This is a genomic window from Staphylococcus succinus (genome assembly GCF_029024945.1).
Classification (GTDB): Bacteria; Bacillota; Bacilli; order Staphylococcales; family Staphylococcaceae; genus Staphylococcus; species Staphylococcus succinus.
This window is the reverse complement of sequence record NZ_CP118976.1, coordinates 172,982-195,703: the sequence shown is the minus strand read 5'-3', so window position 1 is coordinate 195,703 and position 22,722 is coordinate 172,982. Positions and strand designations below refer to the sequence as shown.

21 protein-coding genes and 1 pseudogene are annotated in these 22,722 nt (G+C 32.4%); 5 read left to right on the top strand and 17 right to left on the bottom strand.

The genetic code is table 11. The features are described 5' to 3' along the window. Window positions 1–30: 30 nt before the first annotated feature. Entirely contained in the window at window positions 31–420 is a 390-nt protein-coding gene (locus tag PYW31_RS00850; RefSeq protein WP_046838046.1) for a tautomerase family protein, read from the top strand. A gap of 120 nt (window positions 421–540) precedes the next feature. Here the strand turns inward: PYW31_RS00850 and gtfB are convergent, their stop codons facing one another. From gtfB to PYW31_RS00810, 8 genes and pseudogenes are all read right to left on the bottom strand, one after another. After that, window positions 541–1,872, bottom strand: a complete 1,332-nt coding sequence (gtfB, locus tag PYW31_RS00845) for an accessory Sec system glycosylation chaperone GtfB (protein WP_046838047.1) — start codon at window positions 1,870–1,872, stop codon at window positions 541–543. Next, window positions 1,865–3,373, bottom strand: coding sequence for an accessory Sec system glycosyltransferase GtfA (gene gtfA / locus PYW31_RS00840; protein ID WP_046838048.1), 1,509 nt, complete (start codon window positions 3,371–3,373; stop codon window positions 1,865–1,867). The genes gtfB and gtfA overlap by 8 nt, the downstream gene beginning before the upstream one ends. A gap of 18 nt (window positions 3,374–3,391) precedes the next feature. Next, window positions 3,392–3,751: a preprotein translocase subunit SecA gene (locus PYW31_RS00835; RefSeq protein WP_103356889.1), complete on the bottom strand. Its 360-nt coding sequence runs from the start codon at window positions 3,749–3,751 to the stop codon at window positions 3,392–3,394. A 172-nt stretch (window positions 3,752–3,923) separates the two neighbouring features. Further along, window positions 3,924–4,274 carry a transporter substrate-binding domain-containing protein gene (locus tag PYW31_RS00830; protein WP_053042492.1) on the bottom strand — a complete coding sequence of 117 codons (351 nt, stop codon included), beginning with the start codon at window positions 4,272–4,274 and terminating at the stop codon, window positions 3,924–3,926. A 714-nt stretch (window positions 4,275–4,988) separates the two neighbouring features. Next, the gene (gene ggt, locus PYW31_RS00825; RefSeq protein WP_046838050.1) at window positions 4,989–7,001 is read right to left on the bottom strand and encodes a gamma-glutamyltransferase; all 2,013 of its coding nucleotides are present in this window, start codon (window positions 6,999–7,001) and stop codon (window positions 4,989–4,991) included. Window positions 7,002–7,063: 62 nt separating this feature from the next. Continuing rightward, complete coding sequence (locus tag PYW31_RS00820) at window positions 7,064–8,851, bottom strand: ABC transporter substrate-binding protein (RefSeq protein WP_063410230.1); 1,788 nt, start codon at window positions 8,849–8,851, stop codon at window positions 7,064–7,066. A gap of 17 nt (window positions 8,852–8,868) precedes the next feature. After that, window positions 8,869–10,032: an ABC transporter permease gene (locus PYW31_RS00815; RefSeq protein ID WP_046838077.1), complete on the bottom strand. Its 1,164-nt coding sequence runs from the start codon at window positions 10,030–10,032 to the stop codon at window positions 8,869–8,871. Window positions 10,033–10,036: 4 nt separating this feature from the next. Then, a pseudogene (locus tag PYW31_RS00810) lies at window positions 10,037–11,032 on the bottom strand (ABC transporter permease); the annotation flags it as partial. Window positions 11,033–11,465: 433 nt separating this feature from the next. On the opposite strand from PYW31_RS00810, the gene PYW31_RS00805 reads away from it, so the two are divergent. Continuing rightward, a complete protein-coding gene (locus tag PYW31_RS00805) occupies window positions 11,466–13,061 on the top strand; it encodes an ABC transporter ATP-binding protein (RefSeq protein ID WP_046838075.1) in 1,596 nt (531 codons plus the stop codon). A gap of 245 nt (window positions 13,062–13,306) precedes the next feature. After that, window positions 13,307–13,489 (top strand): hypothetical protein, encoded by a 183-nt coding sequence (locus PYW31_RS00800; RefSeq protein ID WP_141768354.1) that lies wholly within the window; start codon window positions 13,307–13,309, stop codon window positions 13,487–13,489. 453 nt (window positions 13,490–13,942) lie between these two features. On the opposite strand, the gene PYW31_RS00795 is transcribed toward PYW31_RS00800, so the two are convergent. The 6 genes from PYW31_RS00795 to PYW31_RS00770 form a co-directional block, all read right to left on the bottom strand. After that, window positions 13,943–14,236: an antibiotic biosynthesis monooxygenase family protein gene (locus tag PYW31_RS00795; protein WP_046838074.1), complete on the bottom strand. Its 294-nt coding sequence runs from the start codon at window positions 14,234–14,236 to the stop codon at window positions 13,943–13,945. 269 nt (window positions 14,237–14,505) lie between these two features. Next, window positions 14,506–15,351, bottom strand: a complete 846-nt coding sequence (gene gmpC, locus PYW31_RS00790) for a dipeptide ABC transporter glycylmethionine-binding lipoprotein (RefSeq protein ID WP_046838073.1) — start codon at window positions 15,349–15,351, stop codon at window positions 14,506–14,508. Window positions 15,352–15,368: 17 nt separating this feature from the next. Further along, on the bottom strand, window positions 15,369–16,028 hold the full coding sequence (locus PYW31_RS00785) for a methionine ABC transporter permease (protein WP_046838072.1): 660 nt from the start codon (window positions 16,026–16,028) through the stop codon (window positions 15,369–15,371). A 4-nt stretch (window positions 16,029–16,032) separates the two neighbouring features. After that, the gene (locus PYW31_RS00780) at window positions 16,033–17,055 is read right to left on the bottom strand and encodes a methionine ABC transporter ATP-binding protein (protein ID WP_046838071.1); all 1,023 of its coding nucleotides are present in this window, start codon (window positions 17,053–17,055) and stop codon (window positions 16,033–16,035) included. Window positions 17,056–17,332: 277 nt separating this feature from the next. Beyond that, window positions 17,333–17,779 (bottom strand): DUF3237 domain-containing protein, encoded by a 447-nt coding sequence (locus PYW31_RS00775; protein WP_046838070.1) that lies wholly within the window; start codon window positions 17,777–17,779, stop codon window positions 17,333–17,335. Window positions 17,780–17,804: 25 nt separating this feature from the next. Beyond that, window positions 17,805–18,305: a phenolic acid decarboxylase gene (locus PYW31_RS00770; RefSeq protein ID WP_046838069.1), complete on the bottom strand. Its 501-nt coding sequence runs from the start codon at window positions 18,303–18,305 to the stop codon at window positions 17,805–17,807. Between the two features lie 92 nt (window positions 18,306–18,397). On the opposite strand from PYW31_RS00770, the gene PYW31_RS00765 reads away from it, so the two are divergent. Continuing rightward, on the top strand, window positions 18,398–18,913 hold the full coding sequence (locus tag PYW31_RS00765) for a PadR family transcriptional regulator (RefSeq protein WP_046838068.1): 516 nt from the start codon (window positions 18,398–18,400) through the stop codon (window positions 18,911–18,913). Window positions 18,914–18,970: 57 nt separating this feature from the next. Here PYW31_RS00765 and PYW31_RS00760 read toward each other — a convergent pair whose 3' ends face one another. From PYW31_RS00760 to PYW31_RS00750, 3 genes are all read right to left on the bottom strand, one after another. Then, complete coding sequence (locus PYW31_RS00760; RefSeq protein ID WP_053042493.1) at window positions 18,971–19,489, bottom strand: NADPH-dependent FMN reductase; 519 nt, start codon at window positions 19,487–19,489, stop codon at window positions 18,971–18,973. A 211-nt stretch (window positions 19,490–19,700) separates the two neighbouring features. After that, complete coding sequence (locus tag PYW31_RS00755) at window positions 19,701–20,618, bottom strand: ribokinase (protein ID WP_046838067.1); 918 nt, start codon at window positions 20,616–20,618, stop codon at window positions 19,701–19,703. Between the two features lie 20 nt (window positions 20,619–20,638). Then, window positions 20,639–21,523 carry an SIS domain-containing protein gene (locus PYW31_RS00750; RefSeq protein WP_046838066.1) on the bottom strand — a complete coding sequence of 295 codons (885 nt, stop codon included), beginning with the start codon at window positions 21,521–21,523 and terminating at the stop codon, window positions 20,639–20,641. A 242-nt stretch (window positions 21,524–21,765) separates the two neighbouring features. Between PYW31_RS00750 and PYW31_RS00745 the strand changes: the two genes are divergently transcribed. Next, window positions 21,766–22,719, top strand: coding sequence for a sugar phosphate isomerase/epimerase family protein (locus PYW31_RS00745; RefSeq protein WP_046838065.1), 954 nt, complete (start codon window positions 21,766–21,768; stop codon window positions 22,717–22,719). The last annotated feature ends 3 nt before the right edge of the window (window positions 22,720–22,722 follow it).

Here is a 22,722-nt window from a genome sequence, read left to right as displayed (position 1 = left end):
AAATTTTTATAGAAGAAGAGGAGCCTAAAAATGCCATTAATTAAAATTGATATGATCAAAGGTAGAGAAAAAGCAGAAATCAAAGAGATATTAGATATATCTTATCGTGTAATGCTTGAAACGTTTGGTGCGCCTGAGGGAGATAGATACCAAATTGTAAATCAACATGAGGATTACGAAATGCAAATATTAGATACCGGTTTAGGTGTTGAACGCACAGAAAATGTGCTTGTGTTTACGATTGTTACGAGACCAAGAACTCAAAGCGAGAAAACAAACTTCTATCAAAAGCTTGCAGATACGTTGCATGAACATACTGACATACGTAAAGAGGACATCATGATTAGTTTAGTAGAAAATACTGATGAAGATTGGAGCTTTTTTAACGGCAAAGCACAATTCTTAACCGGTGATTTATAATACCAATATGGTTAACTGCTAAGTTATTTTCACTATAAAAAAAACAGATTGCTTACTATAATAAGTAAACAATCTGTTTTTTTATAACTTTTTCACTTGTTTAAAATTCCATAAAGCGAATTACACCTTTAATTTATGATTAAATAATTGAACACTTACTTCGTTAATATGCTCCTTCTGAAATTGTAAACGTTGGTTGAACACTTTTCTTCTTTTATAAATTTTGTGCAATGCTTGAATTAACGCCTGTGCCTCATCTTCTTTAGTGAATAAGTTTTCAATGGCAGTAACAGTTTTATTATGTACAATATCTTCGTAGCCCATAATCAACATGTCATAATCAAGCGCTTTTCTTAACGCGTCCACTATTTCTTTACCTTCATTAATATCTAAATAGACATCACACTTTTCATATAATGCCTGAATTGTATCTTCATCTACTGTTGGAAATAGTTTCACATTATTATACTGACTTAAATTCAATAACTTTGAAGACATATCAGTTAACGCAGCGATATGGAATGACACGTATGGTACCGCCGCTACAATAGATTCAATATGTTCTAATTGATCTGAATTTGTCATAATTAATGCATTTTTTGTATATTCATTTCTTTTAACATAGTCATAGAGATACCCAGATTTAAATACACATGTTTTTTCAAATGCTTGCATAGAATTCGTCAAAGTTTGATGTTCTGCATGTTCAGGCACAATGATTTTAAATTGGCGCACCATATCTGCATTAAAAATCAATTTCATATTTCCAGGAATGCTTCCGCCACTTTGTTCTTGCCAAAACAATACATCATTTCCTGATATATTCATATTATATAATACAGCAAATGGAGTTGATAAAGAATTAATCACAAATTGGTTCATTTCGATATTTAAAGCTTGTAAATAGAATAATATGAAAGCAACTTCAGAATCAAAGAAATATGTCTTATCTTGCCATTCTAAAACAATATCTTTTGTTATATAGTTTTCATAAATGACTTCCTTGCCTTCTCGATTCATATATTTTTTTAATATCGCTTTCCCATTTTCATCCAATACAGTTTGAGAAAATTTGATGCCATTTTTAGTATAATGATCTATAAAACGAACTTTCCCATTTTTATCAAGCCATTCTACTCGATTGACAATCCTAGATTTATATTGTTTTTGATAAACAATTTTGCCGCGTATTTCTCCCATATCTTTTATCCATGCTTCATCATTATTACCTTCGATTTCCCAGTATTTTGGAATTTCAATGCCATTAAAAAACATCGACTTATCATTAGCTGAAGTTGGATTATTGGCAAAAAACTGATACGGGGAAGTTATATTATCTGGTAAAAATCCATCATCATGAATGACAATTGTATAATTTTGATGCCCTGCTAACTGCAAGGATTTATATAACACTTGTGTTTTAGAATCAAAGCGTTCAAATAAATTAATCATGCAGCACCTCTTCTATTAGTTTATTCCATTTTTGCTCTATTTGGGCAGTCATAAATGGTTTAGCAATTTCATAAGAAATTTCATGAGGCTGTTGAAGTCCTTTATTAAAATATCTAATCATATATTCAGCTAAGCGATTCACTATAACTTCCATGCCATCATCATTTAGTGAAATTGGAACCAAAAATCCATTCTTATTATTACGTATAAACGTTGGATTTCCATAATTCACATCAAAACCTAACATACTCAATCCGGAACCAACCGCTTCCATCAGTGTGAGTCCGAATCCCTCACTCGTCGATGCGGAGACAAACAATTCATATTTTGCGTAAATATCATCCAATTTAACATGTCCTAACATGTTGATATAACTTTGCGCATTATAATCATCAATTATATGGGTAATGTGTGCTTTTTCTGCACCTTCCCCATATATATCTAATGTTAATTCTGGGACCTCTGCTTTGGCTTTTATTGCAGCCCGAACCAACCAGTCAATATGTTTCTCAGTTGCTAGTCGTGAAGCTGTAACCATAGCATACGGTTTGCGTGGTTGTGTAGGATATTTTAATTGATCCAAGCTTCCCACTGGTATCGTTCGAATTCTTGGTATAATCCCATAATATTTTTTGAATTGCTCTCGTAAAATTTTGTTTTGTAGATCTGTAGCTGTAATAAAGAAATCAATATCCTTCGCCTGTGAAAATTGATACTCATAGTAGTTATTCCATAAGATATGATCATCGTCTTTAATACTTTTACTAAAATGTTCGGCATGTACAACTACGCCAATCCTACTTGAGCCTTTATGTTGTAATACAGCTTGACCAATTTTAGATGACCTATCTAAAATAATAATGTCTTGCTTTGTTAATTGTAATTGCTGGATAAAATAACCAACCAATTCTTCTTTACTATATAATTTAGCATCTTCAAACGCATAGATATTTGAATCACCATCAATATATTCATTATATACAATAGACCCATCTTCATTATAAAATTGCCTCATATAAAGTTTGGATTTATTATCATGTGGTGCGTAATATTCTGAGAAAATTCTTACATAACTATAAAAATCTTTCCTGATGAGCATGCCATTTACTACAAATTCAGCACGATCAACCAAATCTTTATCTACTTCTTTTAAATAACATGTTACAAAGGTTTGTGCGTTGTTTAGATAAAGTCTTTTGATTTTCCCCTTATGCTCAACATGTGTGACCTCTGTTCCAAGCTTACTTTTAATATCTTCAATTGTATAAGACGTTGGCGCTATCTTTATATCTGTAAAATATTGATACAACCATATTACTTCAGTATCATGAAAACCCATATTACTTGTTAGTGTTTGAATATTTTCAGACTGAATAAAGTCTAAAAATATAAACTTCATCGAATGTTGCGTATTTCTTAGCAATTTTGCACGATATGCCTGTGCATATTCAACACCACTACTCGCCCATCCTATGCCAAAATTCATATTATAAATCGTCATTTCAATACACCTCAATAATTATGGGAAATGAATGACTAAATCACCATCTTCGTCATAGGTAATCATACTCTGACAGAGATTTCTAATTATATTTCCCTTGATTTTATAATTCATACTTTCAAAAGAATCTAGCGCGCTTTTGTGATATTCAAAAATCGCATTGCGCTGTCCACTTTGTCTATTATTTACACTACCCTTTAATTGCTGTAAATTATCAACTTGATTAATCCAACCACTATTAATCGCTTTCAAAATAGATTTTTGTGCAAATCTAAGATAGAAATATTCGTTTTTTAAAGCTACTTCCTTCTCCTTTAACTGCTTATTGAATTGACTCATTAAAAATTGGAGAACATTTTCTTTACTCGTTAAATCTATTTAACTTATATCTTCATCAAACTTAAAACTTATATTTTTATAGATACAATCTTCAATTCGCATTAACTAAAAAGACGAAAAAACTGTTTTCAAAAATTTGTGAAAACAGTTTTTTCGTCTTTTTAGGTGAATTTAATCATACCTTTCTTCTTAATCAAATTAATATGTCACATTATTTTTGGGTAGTATCTTCCCCCAAATATTTCTCTGACGATTTTTTTAATTCTCCATCATCTTTTAATGCTTTGATACCTTTATCTATAGCTTTTTTCTTATCTGCATTATCTTTTTTGAATGGGAAACTGGTAGGTTCAACATTGATTGCTTTTTCTATGAATTTAATATCTTTCCCTTTTTTGTTTTTCTCTGCAGATAATACCGAACTGGAATTAATGTAGCCATCTATACGTTTATTATCTAAATCTAACATAGCACTTTCTCTATTTTCATAGGTCTTAGTTTTAATATCATACTGTTTGTCTTTATTAAACTGCTCTAAAGCCTCTGTATGATTTGATCCCATGACTCCGGCAACTTTTTTGCCTTTTAAATTTTGATATTCATTAATGTTTTTAATAAAAATCCAGACCTAAAACAGACTTTTTATCTTTTCTAGTAGATGTTTAGATTTTATATACTAAATCTAAAAAAGCCCTCACTCCCGTATAGTGAGGGCTTTTTTTAGATAGGATTAGGATTAGCATCGCCAATTTTCGCTCAATGATTCAAAGAAGATATGTTTGCGTTACTGAAGTCAGCAATCATGGTGTGAACAAGATAACTTACTGTAAGCTTCAGATTTTTTCTATATAAATATACTGGATTTATTTATCTTATGCACTGTTTTTCCTCGTCTTATAACATTACAATCCTAATGCAGCTACTAAATCAACAATTGGTTTTAATAATCCTGATAACATGTTTATCACTCCATTTCTATATAAATATACTAGCTATTTCATATCTTATACACTATTACTCATGCCTTAAAAATTACAATCCTAATGCAGCTACTAAGTCAACAATTGGTTTCAATACGCCTGATAACATATGTATCACTCCATTTCTAATAGGTATACACATATATTATCTGAATATTCTATTTTTTAAAAATTTGTGTAAAAAAACATAACTTCAAAAGTCATGTTTTCTCACATAAAAGCCTATTCGATGCGCTCTATTTCAGGTTTGAAATACTGTACCTACAACTATAAACACCTATTTCACACCACTAATATTATCTTGTGATACTTTCTTTGTCATAGCGATAATATGCCGCTTCTTCTTCATCAACACGTTGCTCATAATCTTTAAATAGTGAAATATGATTATTTTTTATCTCTACTTGATATCCGAGTGCTTCAGCAAACACAAAAATATCAATATAGCTTTGGTTGTCGAATTTTTGACAAGCATGATTTTCTATATGAGAAATATCGTTTGAAAACACATCAATGGCTACGTCTTGGCGCAACCAATAGCGTTGTTCTGAAATAAGTGTTTGATCATGATAAAGTGGTAATGCTACACGATTTAACGTCACATTATAATCAGCTCCATCCTTAAATTTAATCACTGATGGTTTGTCTCGAACAATATGAACGTCGCCTCCGATAATGACACCTTCTCGCGTATCATCAGCGCCACCTGAGGCTGCATTTGTTTTTTCATCTATCTGTAAACCATGTACATCTCCAATATAAATTTCAGGTTTACGTTCAAATGCATGTCCTTTAGCAATCAGTTTTAAAATTGTACTTTGCGTAAACTGAGGTTCCCATTCAATACGTGATGGGTTACTACTATAAATTCTCGGTTCATCAATCGCTTGTTGAATGGTCATATCAAAGTCAATCACATTGATTAGTGTTTGAACAACACTTGCGATAATACTAATCGCTCCCGGCGCTCCAACTTCAAGTATAGGTTTACCATTTTTAGTAACAATAGTCGGTGCCATGTTGCTCAATGAACGTTTCCGTGGCTCAATTTCATTTATGCCACCTGTCACAACATCAAAGCCATCAATCGTTGTATTTAATAGGACGCCATAGCCCGGAACTGTCATACCCGAACCATAGATCATACCTATAGAAGTTGTGAATGATGCCACATTACCATATTGATCTGTTACTGAAAAATGCGTTGTTTCAGTATGTTTTTCATCAACATCAGTATGTGCTATAGATGAAGGGATGCTAGTGCCGTGCTCGATATCAAAATTCGCCCTGTTACTTTGTATTAAATTGCTACGTTCTTTTAAATAACCTTCATCAATTAAAGCATCTACAGGAATATCATAAAAGTCATCGTCTGCTAAATAATGTGCACGATCACTGTATGCAATATGCATTGCTTGAATTAAATGATTCAAATAATCGGTCGAGCGTGGACCCATTGATTGAATATCAAATTGCTCTAATAATTTTAAAATCTGAATTGTAGTGATGCCACCAGAACTAGAAGGTCCCATTGCATGAATATCATAACCTCTGTAATTAGCTGAAATCGGTTGTTTAATACGTATATCATATGCCGCTAAATCCTTTTCAGTCATTGTTCCACCATTTTCTCGAACGATATTCACGAGTTGATTAGCGATGTCACCTTTATAAAAAGCACTAAATCCCTCATCTCTTAAAATACGAAATGTTTTCGCAAGATCGGGCAATGTTACCCAATCTCCTTCATGGAAATAGTCATCATGTGCATTAGTATATACTTTACGTGTTTCAGCAAATTTATGGATGCGCTCAATTTGATGCCAAGAATATTTTTCAGTAGCCCAGTTCGCTCGATGTCCTTTTTCGGCTTGTTCAATTGCTGGGTTAATTAAATCCTCCAATGATAAATTACTATACTTTGCATGAATGTATTCAAATAATTTAGGAATAGCTGGAACTGCTACTGTTTTACCATGCGTACTTAATTCAAAAAATGTCTTATGTTGCCCTTTGTCATCGAGATAAAATTGACGGTCTATATCTGCTGGCGCTGTTTCTCGTGCATCAAAAGCTGTTATTTCTTTTGTTGTATTATCAAAATAGAGTAAGTACCCCCCGCCTCCGATTCCTGAAGTAAAAGGTTCAACTACATTCAAAGAAAGCTGTATAGCGATGACGGCATCCATTGCATTACCGCCTTGCTCTAATACTTTTTTCCCCACTTCGGCTGCTAGAGGATGAGATACAGAGATAAGCCCTTCTGTAGATTGCGTCTCATTATGTACTTTGTGATTATTTGCTGACATTTAATGCCTCCTTAATCATAATGAAAAGTTAGGACCATTATAAGACCTAACTTTTCTATGAGTTATTTTCTTGTTTGATTCATTTCTTTTTCAACTTGTTCTAAATTTTGTCGTTGCTTATTTCCCGTGTCTAATAACGGCGTAACAGGTGATGCAATTCTAAACTTATCGCCTCTATAGAATTTAATAAACTGATCTTGATCTACTGCATTAACAACTGCTCGTCTTAAGGCAGGTTGATCTTTAAATATACCTCTTTTACTATTCAACATTAAAAATACTGATTTGCGACCGTTTTTACGTGCAATACTTAAATCGCTATCAGATTTAATTAGATCAAAGTTTTTTTGATCCACATCCGCTAACATATCAATCGAATGGTTTCTTACTTCAGAAACTGTATTGTCTGGATCATCATTAAATTTCATCGTTATGTTTTTAATTTTCCCAGGTCCATAGGCATTATTTTCTTTTTCATTAAAACCAGGATTACGTTGTAACGTCGCTTGATATGAATTTTTCTTAGTCATAATGTAAGCACCACTTGCATAGAGTTGGTTTTTCCCACTATCTTTGGATGGTACAGTGCTACTATCACCATAATCTTTTGATTGTTTGTCATCATTCATTTCTGTAACATATTTTTTAGACAAAATACCTGCCGATGAATGTGTGAGGTAATTCACTTCTTTAGGCATGGGTTGATCTGTAGTAATTTTAACCATTTGATATTTTCCATCTTTATTACTTACTTGTGAGTCATCCGTAGTTAAAGATTTGACTTGATGTTGCTTTATCAATTTATCATATACAGATTGATTACCTTTACTTTTGGTATCCTTTAGGTTCTCTATATCGGAATCCGATAACTCACTTATGTTTTTAATATGTTGATGCATATTGTAGGTGTTATTATCAGGAACTGAGTGTTGATCTTTGGCACGATTTAGTGAGAATGTCACGTCGTCGGCAGTTACGCTTTCATTTGTACGTTTAGCTTGACCATTCTCAACTTTCGCAAAGTAATCATCATCACGTAATAAGAAATAAAATTCATTATTCTCTTTATTCGTGGCATAATCACGACTTAAAGAACCTTTAGTTGTAATCTGGTCATTTTCATCTAATGTTAATAACCGCGTATACATATTCATATCTATACCATAAACAGATGGCGCTATTGAACGAATTGGATCCAATGTAGAAATCTCACCATCAGGTTGCGTCATTACAAGCGGTCTCGTATCACGCTCTTTTTTATTTTTATAATCAAATTGTTGCCATATTAATGCGCGAGAGTTTGGTAATCCTACGCTATTTTTATCCAATACTTGATTGTCATAAACTAAATTTTTCTTCGCGCCATATAAAGGTGCCATATAAGCTTTATTAAAGATAACTTCATCTTCTAATGCTTTATATGCTTGTTTGGCTTCTGATTTTTCTTCCGTAGATGCAGTATTAATCATTTGATCTATTTTCTTATTTTTTAACAAACTGTTTGACCCTTCGGAACTAAATAAAGCGCTCATTGAATAGTTAGGATCACCGAATACAGTCGTCCAATCATCGATTTGAATATCATAATTTCCTGCTTCTCGTTGTGTTCGATAGCTTCCATAGTCAGGTTGGATGTTCATTTTCACATTAAATCCTGCCTGTTCTAACTGTTCTTTAACAATATTCATATCATTTTCATAACTTGCTTGTCCTAAAAAACGAATTGTAGGTTTTTTACCTTTAACATCTACTTTTTGGGCTTTATCCGGCAATTCAGATTTGGTAGGAACACTACAACCGCTTAAAATTAATGCCAAACTTAACGTGGCGATACTTATGATTTTCTTCAACTTCGTTCCCTACCCTTCTATTGAATTTTTGGATCGAGTGCATCACGCACTGCATCTCCAATAAAGTTAAATGATAAGACAAGCAACATAATACATAACCCAGGAAATACTGCGAGGTTACTATGTGTTTCAAGATAATTACTACCTGTACGTAAGATATTTCCCCACTCAGGTACTTCTGGCGATACGCCTAAACCTAAAAAGCTTAGACTACTTGTTGTTAATACCACTACACCTATGTTAAGTGAAAAACGTACAATCATTGGTGACAAGGCATTTGGCAGAATATAACTCCATAAAATGCGTAAAGTACTTTCCCCTGTGATACGTGCTGCATCCACGTACTCTGTACGTTTGACTTCTAATACATTGGCCCGCATAGTCCTTGCGAAAGAAGGAATATTTCCAATACTCAATGCAATGATTAGATTCATCGTACTTGCTCCAAATGAAGCTATAATCGCAACAGCTAATAATAAGGATGGAATAGCAAAAATGACATCTAGGAAACGCATAATAGTGTTATCTACCTTCACAAAATAACCAGCAATCATGCCTAAGATCATACCTAATATTACAGATATCACTACAGAAATAATTGAAATAAAGAACGTTAATTTAGTGCCAACCACAATGCGCGTAAATAAATCACGGCCAAAATCATCTGTCCCAAATGGATGTACCAAACTAGGGCGTTTCAATAAATCGTTAAATTGATTTTGTGTGGCCAAAGTGGTATCAAACACAAAGTTAGACGCAGTAGATAAGGTCAACATAAACACTAGAATAATCATACCAATCATAGCAATACGATTTGACTTCATTTTCTTCACAAAAGATTCCCAGCCATTGTAAATACCTTTCATAGAAGTTTGGTAATATCGCAGAACGCTCACAAACATAAGTAATGTAAATACATTTCCAGTAAACGTTGCCGCAATAAGTATCACATAGACTACGTAGCGTAAAGTTTGATTATAACGCCAATACCTTTCACACATTGCAATCACAGCGATTAAAATTGTAAGAATGACAAGTGCCAATTGCGCTATATAAAATGTATCTGCTACATACCCTTTAAATAAATTAATACATCCTGTCAATATAGTAACTATATATGTGAAAACTGCACATATTGTGAAGAAATGTAAGGAAGCTATTTTTGATTTTCTTTGTGACATATAATTACTCCCTTTCCTTAATTTCACTACGAAGTTTTGGATCGACGATTGCATAGAAAATATCAATCGCTAAATTGACCAGCGATATGACAATTGAAATATAAACTACACCGCCCATAACTGCAGGTATGTCAGGGACAAGTTGTTTCTGAACGATATAGCGGCCAATACCATTAATGTTAAAGACTTGCTCTGTTACAGCCGACCCACCAAGTAATTCTGCAACAAGTAAACCGATTAGTGTAATGATTGGAATAATTGCATTTTTCAATATATGTCTAGTGACGACTTGTGTTGTTGACAAGCCTTTAGCATATGCTGTCATCACGTAATCATTTCTCATGACTTCTAATACAGAAGATCTTGTCATGCGTGTGATAGAGGCAGCAATCGCTGTCCCAATCACCAACACTGGTAAAATTAATGATAAAGGATTATCTGGCATATAAGATGGTGGCAGGACGTCTAATTTCAGTGAAAAAGCTAATATAAATAACAAACCTTGCCAAAAATTAGGAATCGATAAACCAATGAGCGCTAGTGTCATAAGTATGACATCTAACCAACTGTTACGTTTTAGAGCGCTCACAACACCAATAGGGATGGCAATTACAACCGCAATAATTAACGCAATCACAGTAAGTAATAATGTAATAGGTATTCTTGAAGCCACAGCATGTGTTACGACTTCATTCCCTTTATACGTCGTACCTAAATCGAATGTAAATACACCTTTAATTGCATCCCATAACTGCACAAGATAAGGACTATTTAAATGGTGCGCTTCATTAAATTGATAGATTTGCGCCTTCGTTGCATCTGGTCCTAATATACTGTATGCAGCATCTAATGGAGACAGATAAAGAATAGTAAATACAACAACTATCACTCCAATAATAACGACAACCGCCATTACTATACGTTCAAATATGTATCGGATCATTGGATTTAAATAAAAACTCAGTACAATAAACAAAGGAATAGCAAATATTATTTTTAATGCAATTAAGTTTTTAAATAAAATACCTTGATAAAATGAAGTAAAATCATTTGTAGTTTTTGTATCGTTATTACGGTAGCGCCGACGATATATTTGATGTGCTTCCTTTTGCAGTTGCATATCAGATCGAAGTTGTTCTAAAAATATATACTTTTGCTTTAATGCAGCAACGATTTCTTCAATTTCAGAAGTTTGTGCTGGCTCAGTTATTTTATCCGCTATGATTAAATACTTACAAATTGCATATATAAAAAGCGGTAAACTTAATAGAGAAAAAAGAATGCGATAAAACGTTTTGTTATATAATCGTTTGAAAGCCTGTTGATAATGGTTAATAAAATATCACTCCTTGTAACTTATACTCGAGTAGATTAGTATGATATATAAAGTATAGATTAAAAGTAACTATTTGTGAATAGGGAGGAATTACCTCATGCCAACTTTATTAGAGGTCAAAAATCTAGGCGTGACTTTCAATTATGAAGAAACATCAATTCAAGCTGTTAAAGACATTAGTTTCAAACTAGATAAAAAGAAAATTTTAGGAATTGTTGGGGAGTCTGGTTCTGGAAAAAGTATTACTGCAAAATCAATTATGGGTTTGTTACCTGATTATCCTGACCATACTTTATCGGGTGAGATTATATTTAACGATGCCCATTTAAATAACTTTTCGAATCAATCCTTTCAGAAAATTCGTGGCAAAGATATTGCGATGATTTTTCAAGATCCTATTTCATCATTGAATCCACGTATTACAATAGGTAAACAAATTACTGAAGTTATATTGCAACATAAGAAAATTGATAAAAAACAAGCAAAAGCGATGACAATTGATATCTTAGAAAAAGTAGGCATTCAAAACATAGAACGTAATTTTAATGCTTATCCCTATGAATTTTCCGGTGGCATGCGTCAACGTGTCATGATTGCAATGGCACTCGTATTAGAACCACAAGTATTAATCGCAGATGAACCGACTACCGCACTCGATGTAAGTACACAAAATCAATTACTCGAACTGATGAAAAGCTTATATGAATACATTGATACATCTATTTTATTTATCACACACGATTTAGGTATCGTTTACCAATTTTGTGATGAACTTATAGTCATGAAACAAGGCGAAGTTGTAGAAAGCGGTAGTGTCGAAACCATATTTCAAAACCCACAATCTGCATATACGCGCCACTTAATTGACTCTATTCCAGATTTATACGCGCCCAAAACGCCGCGTCAAATAAATAGCGATACACTTTTGAAGTTTGAAGATGTGAGTGTCGATTACCCTATAGGCAATGGCGCACAGTTTAGAGCGGTAAAACATGTTAATTTAAACATTAAAAGTGGAGAAGCTTTAGGTATTGTTGGAGAATCCGGTTCCGGAAAATCATCTCTAGCTAAGACGGTCGTCGGTCTAAATGAAATCTCAGAAGGCTATATTTGGTATAAAAATCTTCCTTTAAATCTATTTAGCGCTAAAGAAATGAAAAGTTTAAGAAAGGATATCCAAATGATTTTCCAAGATCCTTATGCTTCCATTAATCCAAGGTTTAAAGTGATTGATATTATTGGCCGACCTTTGAAAATTCACAATATGATAAATGATGAAAATGCATTAGAAACAGCAGTCATTGCATTGTTACATCGCGTGGGGCTTGATGAAAGTTTCCTTTATCGTTTTCCTCATGAATTATCAGGTGGCCAACGCCAAAGAATCAGTATCGCACGTGCGATTTCTATGAATCCAAAAGTTATCGTCTGTGATGAAGCAGTCTCTGCACTAGATGTCTCTATCCAAAAAGAAATTATCCAGTTATTGAAGCAATTACAAGAAGATATGGGTATTACATACATCTTTATAACGCATGACATGGGTGTTATCAATGAAATGTGTGACCGAATCGCTGTAATGCAAAATGGCAAAATTATTGAACTCAATGATACTGAACGTCTTATCACAAATCCACAAGCACCTTACACGCAAAAACTTATATCGGAAGTCCCAACAGTTCCCAAATATTAGGCTATTCATCTGTATTACCGATGACATCCTACAAAAATGACACCAATAGTATTTAACTATTGGTGTCATTTTTTCTTTAACTTCACAGAGATACCTTGTATATTATTTAACTAAAGACATAATGGTATGCACTTCTCTCTTTGCTTAGTATCATTTAAATGGTAGTCCAAAACAAAAATATTTTATGTTATTATAAATAAGGTGTTTTTTTAAATACCATAATATTTTAAAGGGACAGATATCATGTGAATAAGAACTTAGCTTTTATAATACAAGCCTTAACCTTTTTAATTGCTATTGTTTATGCGCTATGGAATTTCTACACGTCATCTTATGTAACTGCTACAGTATTCCTAATTTGGGGAATAGTTATTATCAGTTCTATGATTGTTAAATTTAAAAATAGACATAACGTTGAAGATAAATAAAATTTTGAGTTTAGAAAGAGGATTGTAATTCTAGTCGTAATTGTATGAGTGATTGCTTTTTTCATCAATTTGATAGAAGCACTATATCTCGTATGGAAAACTTATCAATTAAAGTAAACTCATGCTTTAAGAGAATACATACTTGTCATGTTAAATCCAAAAATTAAAGCGATTTATCACATCATTCGCTGACATTTTAGGATAATCGCTTTGATTGGTGCAATCATCATTGTAAACCTAAATTTTCATATAAAATCAGTTACTTCTAGTCTTGTTAACATCGTTTTTTCAAGATAATGGCACTAGCGCTATTACCTTATTTTTTTACACACCACTATGACTAATGCTGTTTTGTTATCACAATATAAAAAAGTGAATGTTGCCATTCACTTTTTCACTAAATTATAATTGTTAGATTATGGTCATGTTATTAATTTTTGAGTATTAATGCTATTATAATTCTATTTTCTGAAAATGTTCAACAATTGGAAATGGTTCATAATAATGGTGTAACATCGTTTTCCATTTTTCATATTTCTCAGATTGGCGAAAACCTATAGTATGGTCTTCTAATCGCTCCCATTTTACTAATAATAAATATTTACCCTCAACTTCAAAACACCTATGTATTGAGTGTTCAATATATCCCTCCATCGAAGCAATAATCTTCGATGCTTCTTGAAATGTTAATTCAAAATTATGCTCCATACCCTCTTTGACTTGTAACATTGCGCCTTCCAGAATCATTCAAAATCCCTCCACTATATATATAATTTCATTACATAATTATTCATTTACTATCCCTTTTTCTACTGTCAAAATGGCCTACTAAAAAATCAAAAGTGCTAGTTGTTAAGTTAATATCAGAACTTAGACGAGTTGCAACTTTTTAAGATTCATCTATAAACGACTTGCCTAAATTATGAAGCAGTACTCAGGGAAATATACATAAAAAACTGCCACAAAGTTGGAAACTTTGCTGACAGTCTAAGACTAGTATTTGAACGAACGTTTAATTATTTTTTGTTTTTTAAGTTACTTTCGATTTTTTCAATTTCTTTTTTGGATAAGTCTATAGGGTACTCTCCATCTTTTGTATCTTTTTTAAGTGCTTGTTGCGGTTCTTTTGAATGATATAGCTTTATGATTTTTTTATATGTTTGATTATTTTTTTCACTGTCTTTTGTCGCTACAACATTAATGTATGGTTTTACTGCATCATTTTTAGCATTTTCAGTATAAATTGGATCTTTCCTAGGATCTAATCCTGCTTTTGAAGCTACCCCATTATTAATTACTGATAAATCAACATCCGATAACGCTCGCGCAGTTTGTTGTGCATCTACAGCTTTAAATTTTAACTTTTTAGGATTTTCTTTAATGTCTTTAATCGAGCCACTTAAATCAAAATCTTTATCTAGCTTAATAAGCCCTGCTGCTTCTAATAATTTTAATGAACGCGCTTGGTTTGAAACATCATTTGGCACAATGACTTTCGCACCATTTCTTACCTTTTTAATATTTTTAATATCATCTGAATAAATGCCCAATGGAGCTAGAACAGTAGTGCTTAAGGATGAAATATCTGCATCTTTATGCGCTTTTTTATATTCATTTAAAAATGCAAAGTGCTGGAATGCATTCATATCGATATCACCATCACTCAAAGCTTTGTTAGGTACATTATAATCAGAGAATTGTTTAATCTCTAACTCAATATCTTCTTCTTTAGCTAAATCTTTAACCTTCTCCCAAGCTTTAGTATCATTTAAAGCAACACCAATAGTCACTTTCTCTTTACTTCCTGAACATGCTGCTAACACAAATAAAGCAGAAAGCACTAAAATTAATAATCTTTTCATATTAAAACTCCCTTATGTTAATTTCTTCTAATTGTTTTAGATAAATAATTGCCTAGTGATTGGATGATTTGTACAATAATTACCAATACTACAACAGTAATTATGATGACCAATGTATCAAAACGTTGATAACCATATACAAGCGCTAAATCACCAATTCCTCCACCACCAACGGCACCTGCCATAGCTGTAGCTCCTACGAGTCCTATGATCGCAGTCGTAATCGCTAATACGAGTGAACCTAGTGCTTCTGGCAATAAGAAGTGCCAGATAATTTGTACTGGGGACGCCCCCATAGCTTTAGCTGCTTCCACAATCCCCTCGTCTACTTCTAATAGTGAGTTCTCTACAAGTCGTGCAATATAAGGAGCTACATACACTGTTAATGGTACAATTGCTGCTGTTGTGCCAATAGATGTACCAACTAATAATTTAGTGAACGGTACAATTGAAATCAATAAAATAATAAACGGAATAGATCTTAATATATTAATCACTGGATTCAATATTTGGTGAACAATCGTATTCGGCCATATCCCCTTTTTTCTGGTAGCAACCAGTAGTACACCGAGTGGTATACCTATTATTGCTCCAATAATCAATGAAACTGTAACCATATATAATGTTTGATATAAAGACTCAAACAACTGTGCGCTATCAATACTTGAACCAAGCATATGACTAAACCTCCTCAAACGTAATAACTTTATTTTGGAAATATTGTTCTACTATATCTTTATTAAAGTGTTGGTCTTTTTCAAATCTCAGCCAAAGGTAACACACCGTTTCCTCTTGAATCGTTGACATAGAGGAAAATAGTACATTGACGTTCAATTGATATTTTTGCGTTAATTCATTTAAAATAGGTTGTTCAATTTGCTCCGTTTCTAAAAATAATTTATAGTCTATGTAATTTTGATCTGGTCGATGGTTAAATACTGCTTTCAGTGACTTGGATGGTTCTGTATTGATAACAGTAGATACAAAGTTTTTAGCCGTGCTTGTTTGAGGATGACTAAATACATTCTTAACATTTCCAATTTCTACAACTTCCCCTTGTTCCATTACAGCGACCCTATTACAAATTTTTTGAATAACACCCATTTCATGTGTAATGATTAAAATTGTAATGCCAAATGTTTGGTTTACACGTTTTAACAAATCTAAAATCGAACTCGTTGTCGCAGGGTCTAAAGCACTTGTAGCTTCATCGCACAGTAAAATTTTAGGATTCGTTACTAAAGCACGCGCAATCGCTACACGCTGCTTTTGTCCTCCAGAAAGTTCATCTGGGTACTGATGTATTTTATCCGACAAATTAACAAATGCTAACATTTCTTCTACTTTTTTCTTAATATCATTCTTATTTTCCCCACTCAAAATAAGCGGCATTGCAACGTTTTTATATACCGTACTTGAATTTAACAGGTTAAAGTGTTGGAAAATCATTCCAATCTCTTTTTTTACAGCTCTCAATTCTTTTTCTTTATATGTATCTAGTGCATGGCCATCGACGACCACTTTACCTTCACTCACACGTTCTAATTGATTTACTAACCGAACTAGTGTGCTTTTTCCAGCGCCACTATAACCAATAACTCCAAATATGTCATGCTTATTCACGGTAAATGATACATTTTTCAAAGCATGAATACGTTCTTTTTTCTTGTGAAATACTTTATTTACATGTTCAAATTCAATCAACGCGTAGCCCCCTCCATTAATCCTTACTAATCTAATAAGAATAATGAAATTATAGGCTATTATCTTTTAAGCGTCAATATAAATTCAGAATTCATTGAATTTTTAAAAAATAATGCGAAAGTTATTTTACATATGCTGTTATAAAAAATATTTCGCTATCATAATCGGAACGTTGTTAATGATATTCTAATAACTTTTCGCCTGTAATTTCATTAAAAAAGACTGCAATTTTTAATAAATTACAGTCTTAGTCGCTTATAAAGTGTTTCTTATTTTATCAAACCATATAAATCGTTAATAGAACTTCATCCGTCGTTCTTGAGGCATAACCAACAAATATTTTTTCCATTAACCATTTATATGGAGTATCATAAGTCTCAAATATCGGTACAGTACGAAAGTAATATAACTCAGAATCAATAAATTCTCCTTTAGTTACTGCCTTTTTATAACTTTCTGGCACTGTGCGTATGCCATTATTCTCTATATAAATCGTTGCGCCGTCAGTTAATTTTATGGCATATCTCGCAGACAATGTGCACTTTCCATCTGAATCAATCAGTTGGCTATCAACTCCTCCAGGCAATACATGCCCAGAAACATGGTTTCCAGATACCGTACCAGATTCAATAGGTATTAACTGTCGTCTCCCCACGATATCATCTTGACCAACTACTATTGGTTTTCCTACTTTCATTCTAATTTCAAATATTTTTTCATTCATTGATAATCATCTCATAACTTTGTGTTTAAAATACTAGTTTGCCATCTCTAATATCTTGAGTCATGCCTTCATATGGCGCTAATGCAACAACTTGTTCATTATCTATGCCGGGCTGTCCTACATATGTTATTGTCGCAAACTCAGGAACAACATATTTAGGATAAGTTTCGTATTTTTCTCTAGATGCTTCCATTAAATCTATATAATCATTTTGGTAACAAACTGTAATATCTGGACGTTCGTGAACCCATTTAGGGAAGAAAATCACGCCATGCATAATATTTTTGTCTGGTACAAAATTCAATGAAACGTCTGTCCCTGTTGGTTCTGTCCAAGAAATTTTATATACGCCTTCAACAATTTGTACAATATCTGCACGTTGTTCTTTTACCCATCTACCTGCAACCATTCCTGAGTGGATACGATAGTCAATGGTATTTTCATTTTTTACGTACATTTCATATTCCCATCCATTATCATAAGTATAAATCATATGTGTGCCTATAAAATCATTTAAAGTTTCCATAATTACCTCCTATATATGTAATTAATTACATGTTTACTTTTACATGATAATCCTTTAAACTAAATCTGTCAAAACATTCAGGAGTGAAAGATATGAAAAATGTTCTACAATACACAATTTTAGGGTTACTAAACAATAAAGCATTAACTGGTTACGAAATTTACAAATCTTTTAGTGAGGTTATTGGTGAGATTTGGACAGCTAAACATAGTCAAATCTATAACGAACTCAAAAAGTTATTACAAAGTGAGCATATCTATATTTCAAACATAGATGAATCTAGCAAAGTTACTAAAAAAGTATATAGTATTACATCACTTGGTAAAGAAGCACTGTATCATTGGATTGAAACGGCAGAAGAGGAAGAAAATAACAAAGATCCTTTTGCTATTAAAATATATTTCTTTGAGCACTTAGACCATGAAGACAAACAAAAATTATTATCCCAAAAGAAAAATGCTAAAACCGAAAAGTTAACTTACTTAAACTCTATATATAATCAACTCGACCCTCAGAATGATTTACAACACATTTTAATATTGAAAAAAGCTATATTACGTGAGCAAGCTTATATTGAATGGTTGGACTTCTGCGCTTCAGAGTTATAGTTAAAAGAGCCTAGGATATCATCCCAGGCTCTTCTATAAATCCAGCTATAATTACAATTAATTTTTTTCTAAAAATGTTAAAAATTCAGCTACTTCTTTTTGAGTTTTTAAAGAACAAAACGTTCCATCCTCATTTCTCAGTCGGTCTTTCCCTGATATTAATAGCATACCTTCCTCTTGCATTTGTGGATTTAAAATTTTCAAATGTTTGAGTAATGATTGATAACATGACTCTCCATGTGGGCTATTTACTATAAAAGAAACAGGTTTATCATAAAGTACAGCTGAAGCTACTAACCATTCTAATGCGTTTTTCAAAGCTGCAGGTACACCTTTTATATACTCCGGAGTGGCGATTACAATATGATCACTTTGCTCTATATCATTCATAAAATTTTTAATAATGGTTGGATAATCTTCGTATTCAATATTAGAATGAAATATCGGAAAATCATAAATTTTATTATAAATTTGAAATGTATGATTTGTAGAAAGGCTTTGCTTTAAATCAAGTAATAATTTTTGATTCTGAGAATTACGATGATTACTTCCACATAATGCCATGAATTTTTTCAACTTACTCCAAATCTCCTTTTCATCCTATTTTTTGTACACCTTTGAAATCTATTCGAAATCATGATTATGTTATTATATTACATTGCGCAATAGCTGATTTGAATTATACCTCTTATGCTATTAATAAGCGTTATTGTACAAGAAAATATCTGTATCATAAAGAAATTAGAATTCAGAAGTAAACATGCCCATTATGAAAGTATCTAAGTCACTATATTTTGTTCGAATCCGCTGCTACACAATCTTTTAACACAGGAAAGGATTCACTTCCTCCGTTATTTTTAACGGTTAGTGCACTGACATGATTGGCAAATTGTACTGCCTCTTTTAAATGATATCCTTGAGTTAAACTATAAACAAAAGCGCCTATAAAAGAATCTCCAGCTCCAGTAGTATCTATAGCTTTGACTTCTTCTGCAGGCACATGAAAAATTTGTTTCCCATCATTTAAGACAACACCTGATTTACCTAGCGTTAAAACAATCGTTGTTTCTATTTTTGAATACAATTCTTGAGCTGCTTCAAACGCTTGCTTGACATTTGATACGACTTTACCCACCATAAATTCAGCCTCTGTTTCATTAACGACCAAATAGTCTAGCTTTTTCAATATATTTTTTTCTATGTTTCGGGCAGGTGCATTATTCAAAATAATCGTTGTATTATCGTTGTATTTTTTTATCACATAATCATTAACATGAGCTGGAATCTCCTGTTGCAATATAATATAGTCTGCGGATTTAAACAATGCGTCCTCTTTTTCAACATCTTCTATATCAAGTAAATAATTCGCTCCTTTTAAAATAGTACTATGATAGTCTCCATCATATAATACATTGACTAATCCTAAACCACTCTGCCCTTTTTGTTTTATTTTCTCAGTATGAATACCTGCTGAACGCATAGAGCCAATCAGTGCTTCACCAAATCGATCTTCTCCAACTTTTCCAATGAGTGTTGTATTTAATCCTAACTTCGCACATTGTACAGCTTGGTTTGCCCCTTTTCCACCTGGTCCTTGCAGTAAACTATCTGCATAAAACGTTTCACCTTTATGTGGTAAACGTTCCTGCGTTAATATTAAATCGTAATTCAAACTACCTAACACAACAACATTTTTATTTTCCATTTGAATATAAACCCCTTTATTCAATAACGGTAGTCTTTAACAACATCACTTGTTTTTATTAAACTTTCAGAGTATTCTTCAGACCCTTTAATAGCTAAATTTGTATAAAGCGCATCTAATATCGTTAACTGTACAATACGTGCAGCTGCATTTTCTCCTGTAATAGGTGTGTTTTGTGCTGTTGAAACAAGATTGACCTCTGCCACTTTTGTAATTTCACTATTCATATAGTTTGTCACACTAATAGTGTGTGCGCCTCTATCTTTTGCTGCTTTGATTACGTTCACAATATGTTGTGTAGTACCAGAATGCGAAACGCCTAACACAATATCCCCTTCATCAATCAATGAAGTGAACATGAGCTGCATATGTGAATCTTTATATACATGTGATACAATTCCTATTTTTAATAATTTATGTTGAAAATCTTCACATATAACCGAAGAACCACCGCTACCGACTAATATAATTTTATTATTTCTATTCTTGTTATTGAAAATTTCACACGCTTTATTGAACGCATCATAATTAAAAATATCTAATGTTTCTTGAAGTGCTAACATCGCATTTAATAAAACTTTTTCTGCAATAAGCGTATTAGAATCTTCTTTCCTGAAATCAGAATATTCTTCATAAGACTCTGATTTGTGCGTGTTTTCAATATATGCTTTTATCGATTTCTTCAATTGTAAATAACCGCTGCATTGCAACTTCTTACAAACTTTTGTAATTGTCGCTTCACTTATTTTTAAATGTTCTGCTACATCGCTAATTGTACTTTCTGCTAGAACTTCATAATTATTTGCAATAAATTGAGCAACTCGACGTTCTTTATTTGCTAGAGAAGGCGAAATGCTTCTTGCATATAAAACAATTTCTTTACCAGTGAATGTTTTACTTTCCATAAGATAGAAAATCCTTTCATTTGGATACGTTTCAATTATGTTATCACAATACCTCAATTTATATCTACATTTTTTATTTTCGATTTTACAAAAGTAAAATATTAACAATTATTAAGCTTACAATAAAATATTTTCGGTAAAATAATTTGTTTTTATTTACTTTATTGTGAAATATTATTAACATTTTCAATAATCAGTGAACAACGTTTGGATACGTAAACACTTTGAAAGGATGACTAATTATGAACTTTTCAGCAAGATTAAATTCATTTAAAACTAAACCCGAACTCTTTTTTAATGAGGAGGACAATATCAATACCGTCTCATTAATTAAACGCATGGCCACAGTGGAGGGGCTGACTCAAATTGAACTCAATTACCCAGAACATTTCAAAAAAAATACCCTTACCGAAATCAATGAAGCATTAGAAAATTCTCATTTAACGGTAAGTGGTATAGCTTTGCGATTTAGTGAAATATATGATGATGGTGAATTTATTAATCCTGATGACAGTATAAGAAATAAAGCCATTAAAACAACTAAAGAGGCTATAGAGACCTGTAAAAAATTAGGGGGAAATACAACTACTATTTGGTTGGCAAATGATGGATTTGATTATCCATTCCAAATAGATTATGAAAAATCTTGGGATAAAACTGTTGCAGCTTTAAGGGATATAGGAGAACAATATCCCGAAATGAATATTAGTTTTGAATATAAACCTTATCAACCAAGGTCTTTTGCTCTCGTTGGTGATATTGGGTTAACACTTTTATTATTAGATGATGTCAATTTACCTAATTTTGGAGTAACTTTAGATTTTTGTCATATGCTAATGAAAAAAGAAAATCCTGCATACGCTTTAGCACTTGCAGCAAGAAAAAACCGTTTGATGGGCTTTCATTTAAATGATGGTTATAAAGATAATGATGATGGATTAATGTTGGGTAGTGTCCACCTTTTACAAACTATAGAGTTTATATACTATGCCATAAAATATAACTATGAAGGTTTAATTTATTTTGATACTTTCCCTATTCGCGAAGATCCGGTTAAAGAATGTGAAATGAATATAGCTATGTATAAAAAACTTGAACAAACTATCTATGAGTATGGAGTAGAAAATATCGAATATTTAATAAATACGAAAGACTCTACAGAAATACAAAAATTCTCTTATTCGCTCTTAAAGTAATAA

Excerpts from the sequence above, each read along its gene's own strand:
- PYW31_RS00815 (WP_046838077.1), bottom strand. The coding sequence starts at position 10,032 with ATGTCACAAAGAAAATCAAAAATAGCTTCCTTACATTTCTTCACAATA.
- PYW31_RS00745 (WP_046838065.1), top strand. The coding sequence starts at position 21,766 with ATGAACTTTTCAGCAAGATTAAATTCATTTAAAACTAAACCCGAACTC.
- PYW31_RS00850 (WP_046838046.1), top strand. The coding sequence starts at position 31 with ATGCCATTAATTAAAATTGATATGATCAAAGGTAGAGAAAAAGCAGAA.
- gtfB (WP_046838047.1), bottom strand. The coding sequence starts at position 1,872 with ATGATTAATTTATTTGAACGCTTTGATTCTAAAACACAAGTGTTATAT.
- PYW31_RS00765 (WP_046838068.1), top strand. The coding sequence starts at position 18,398 with ATGAAAAATGTTCTACAATACACAATTTTAGGGTTACTAAACAATAAA.
- PYW31_RS00785 (WP_046838072.1), bottom strand. The coding sequence starts at position 16,028 with ATGCTTGGTTCAAGTATTGATAGCGCACAGTTGTTTGAGTCTTTATAT.
- PYW31_RS00805 (WP_046838075.1), top strand. The coding sequence starts at position 11,466 with ATGCCAACTTTATTAGAGGTCAAAAATCTAGGCGTGACTTTCAATTAT.
- gtfA (WP_046838048.1), bottom strand. The coding sequence starts at position 3,373 with ATGACGATTTATAATATGAATTTTGGCATAGGATGGGCGAGTAGTGGT.
- gmpC (WP_046838073.1), bottom strand. The coding sequence starts at position 15,351 with ATGAAAAGATTATTAATTTTAGTGCTTTCTGCTTTATTTGTGTTAGCA.
- PYW31_RS00830 (WP_053042492.1), bottom strand. The coding sequence starts at position 4,274 with ATGGGATCAAATCATACAGAGGCTTTAGAGCAGTTTAATAAAGACAAA.
- PYW31_RS00775 (WP_046838070.1), bottom strand. The coding sequence starts at position 17,779 with ATGAATGAAAAAATATTTGAAATTAGAATGAAAGTAGGAAAACCAATA.
- PYW31_RS00795 (WP_046838074.1), bottom strand. The coding sequence starts at position 14,236 with ATGATTCTGGAAGGCGCAATGTTACAAGTCAAAGAGGGTATGGAGCAT.
- PYW31_RS00750 (WP_046838066.1), bottom strand. The coding sequence starts at position 21,523 with ATGGAAAGTAAAACATTCACTGGTAAAGAAATTGTTTTATATGCAAGA.
- ggt (WP_046838050.1), bottom strand. The coding sequence starts at position 7,001 with ATGTCAGCAAATAATCACAAAGTACATAATGAGACGCAATCTACAGAA.
- PYW31_RS00755 (WP_046838067.1), bottom strand. The coding sequence starts at position 20,618 with ATGGAAAATAAAAATGTTGTTGTGTTAGGTAGTTTGAATTACGATTTA.
- PYW31_RS00770 (WP_046838069.1), bottom strand. The coding sequence starts at position 18,305 with ATGGAAACTTTAAATGATTTTATAGGCACACATATGATTTATACTTAT.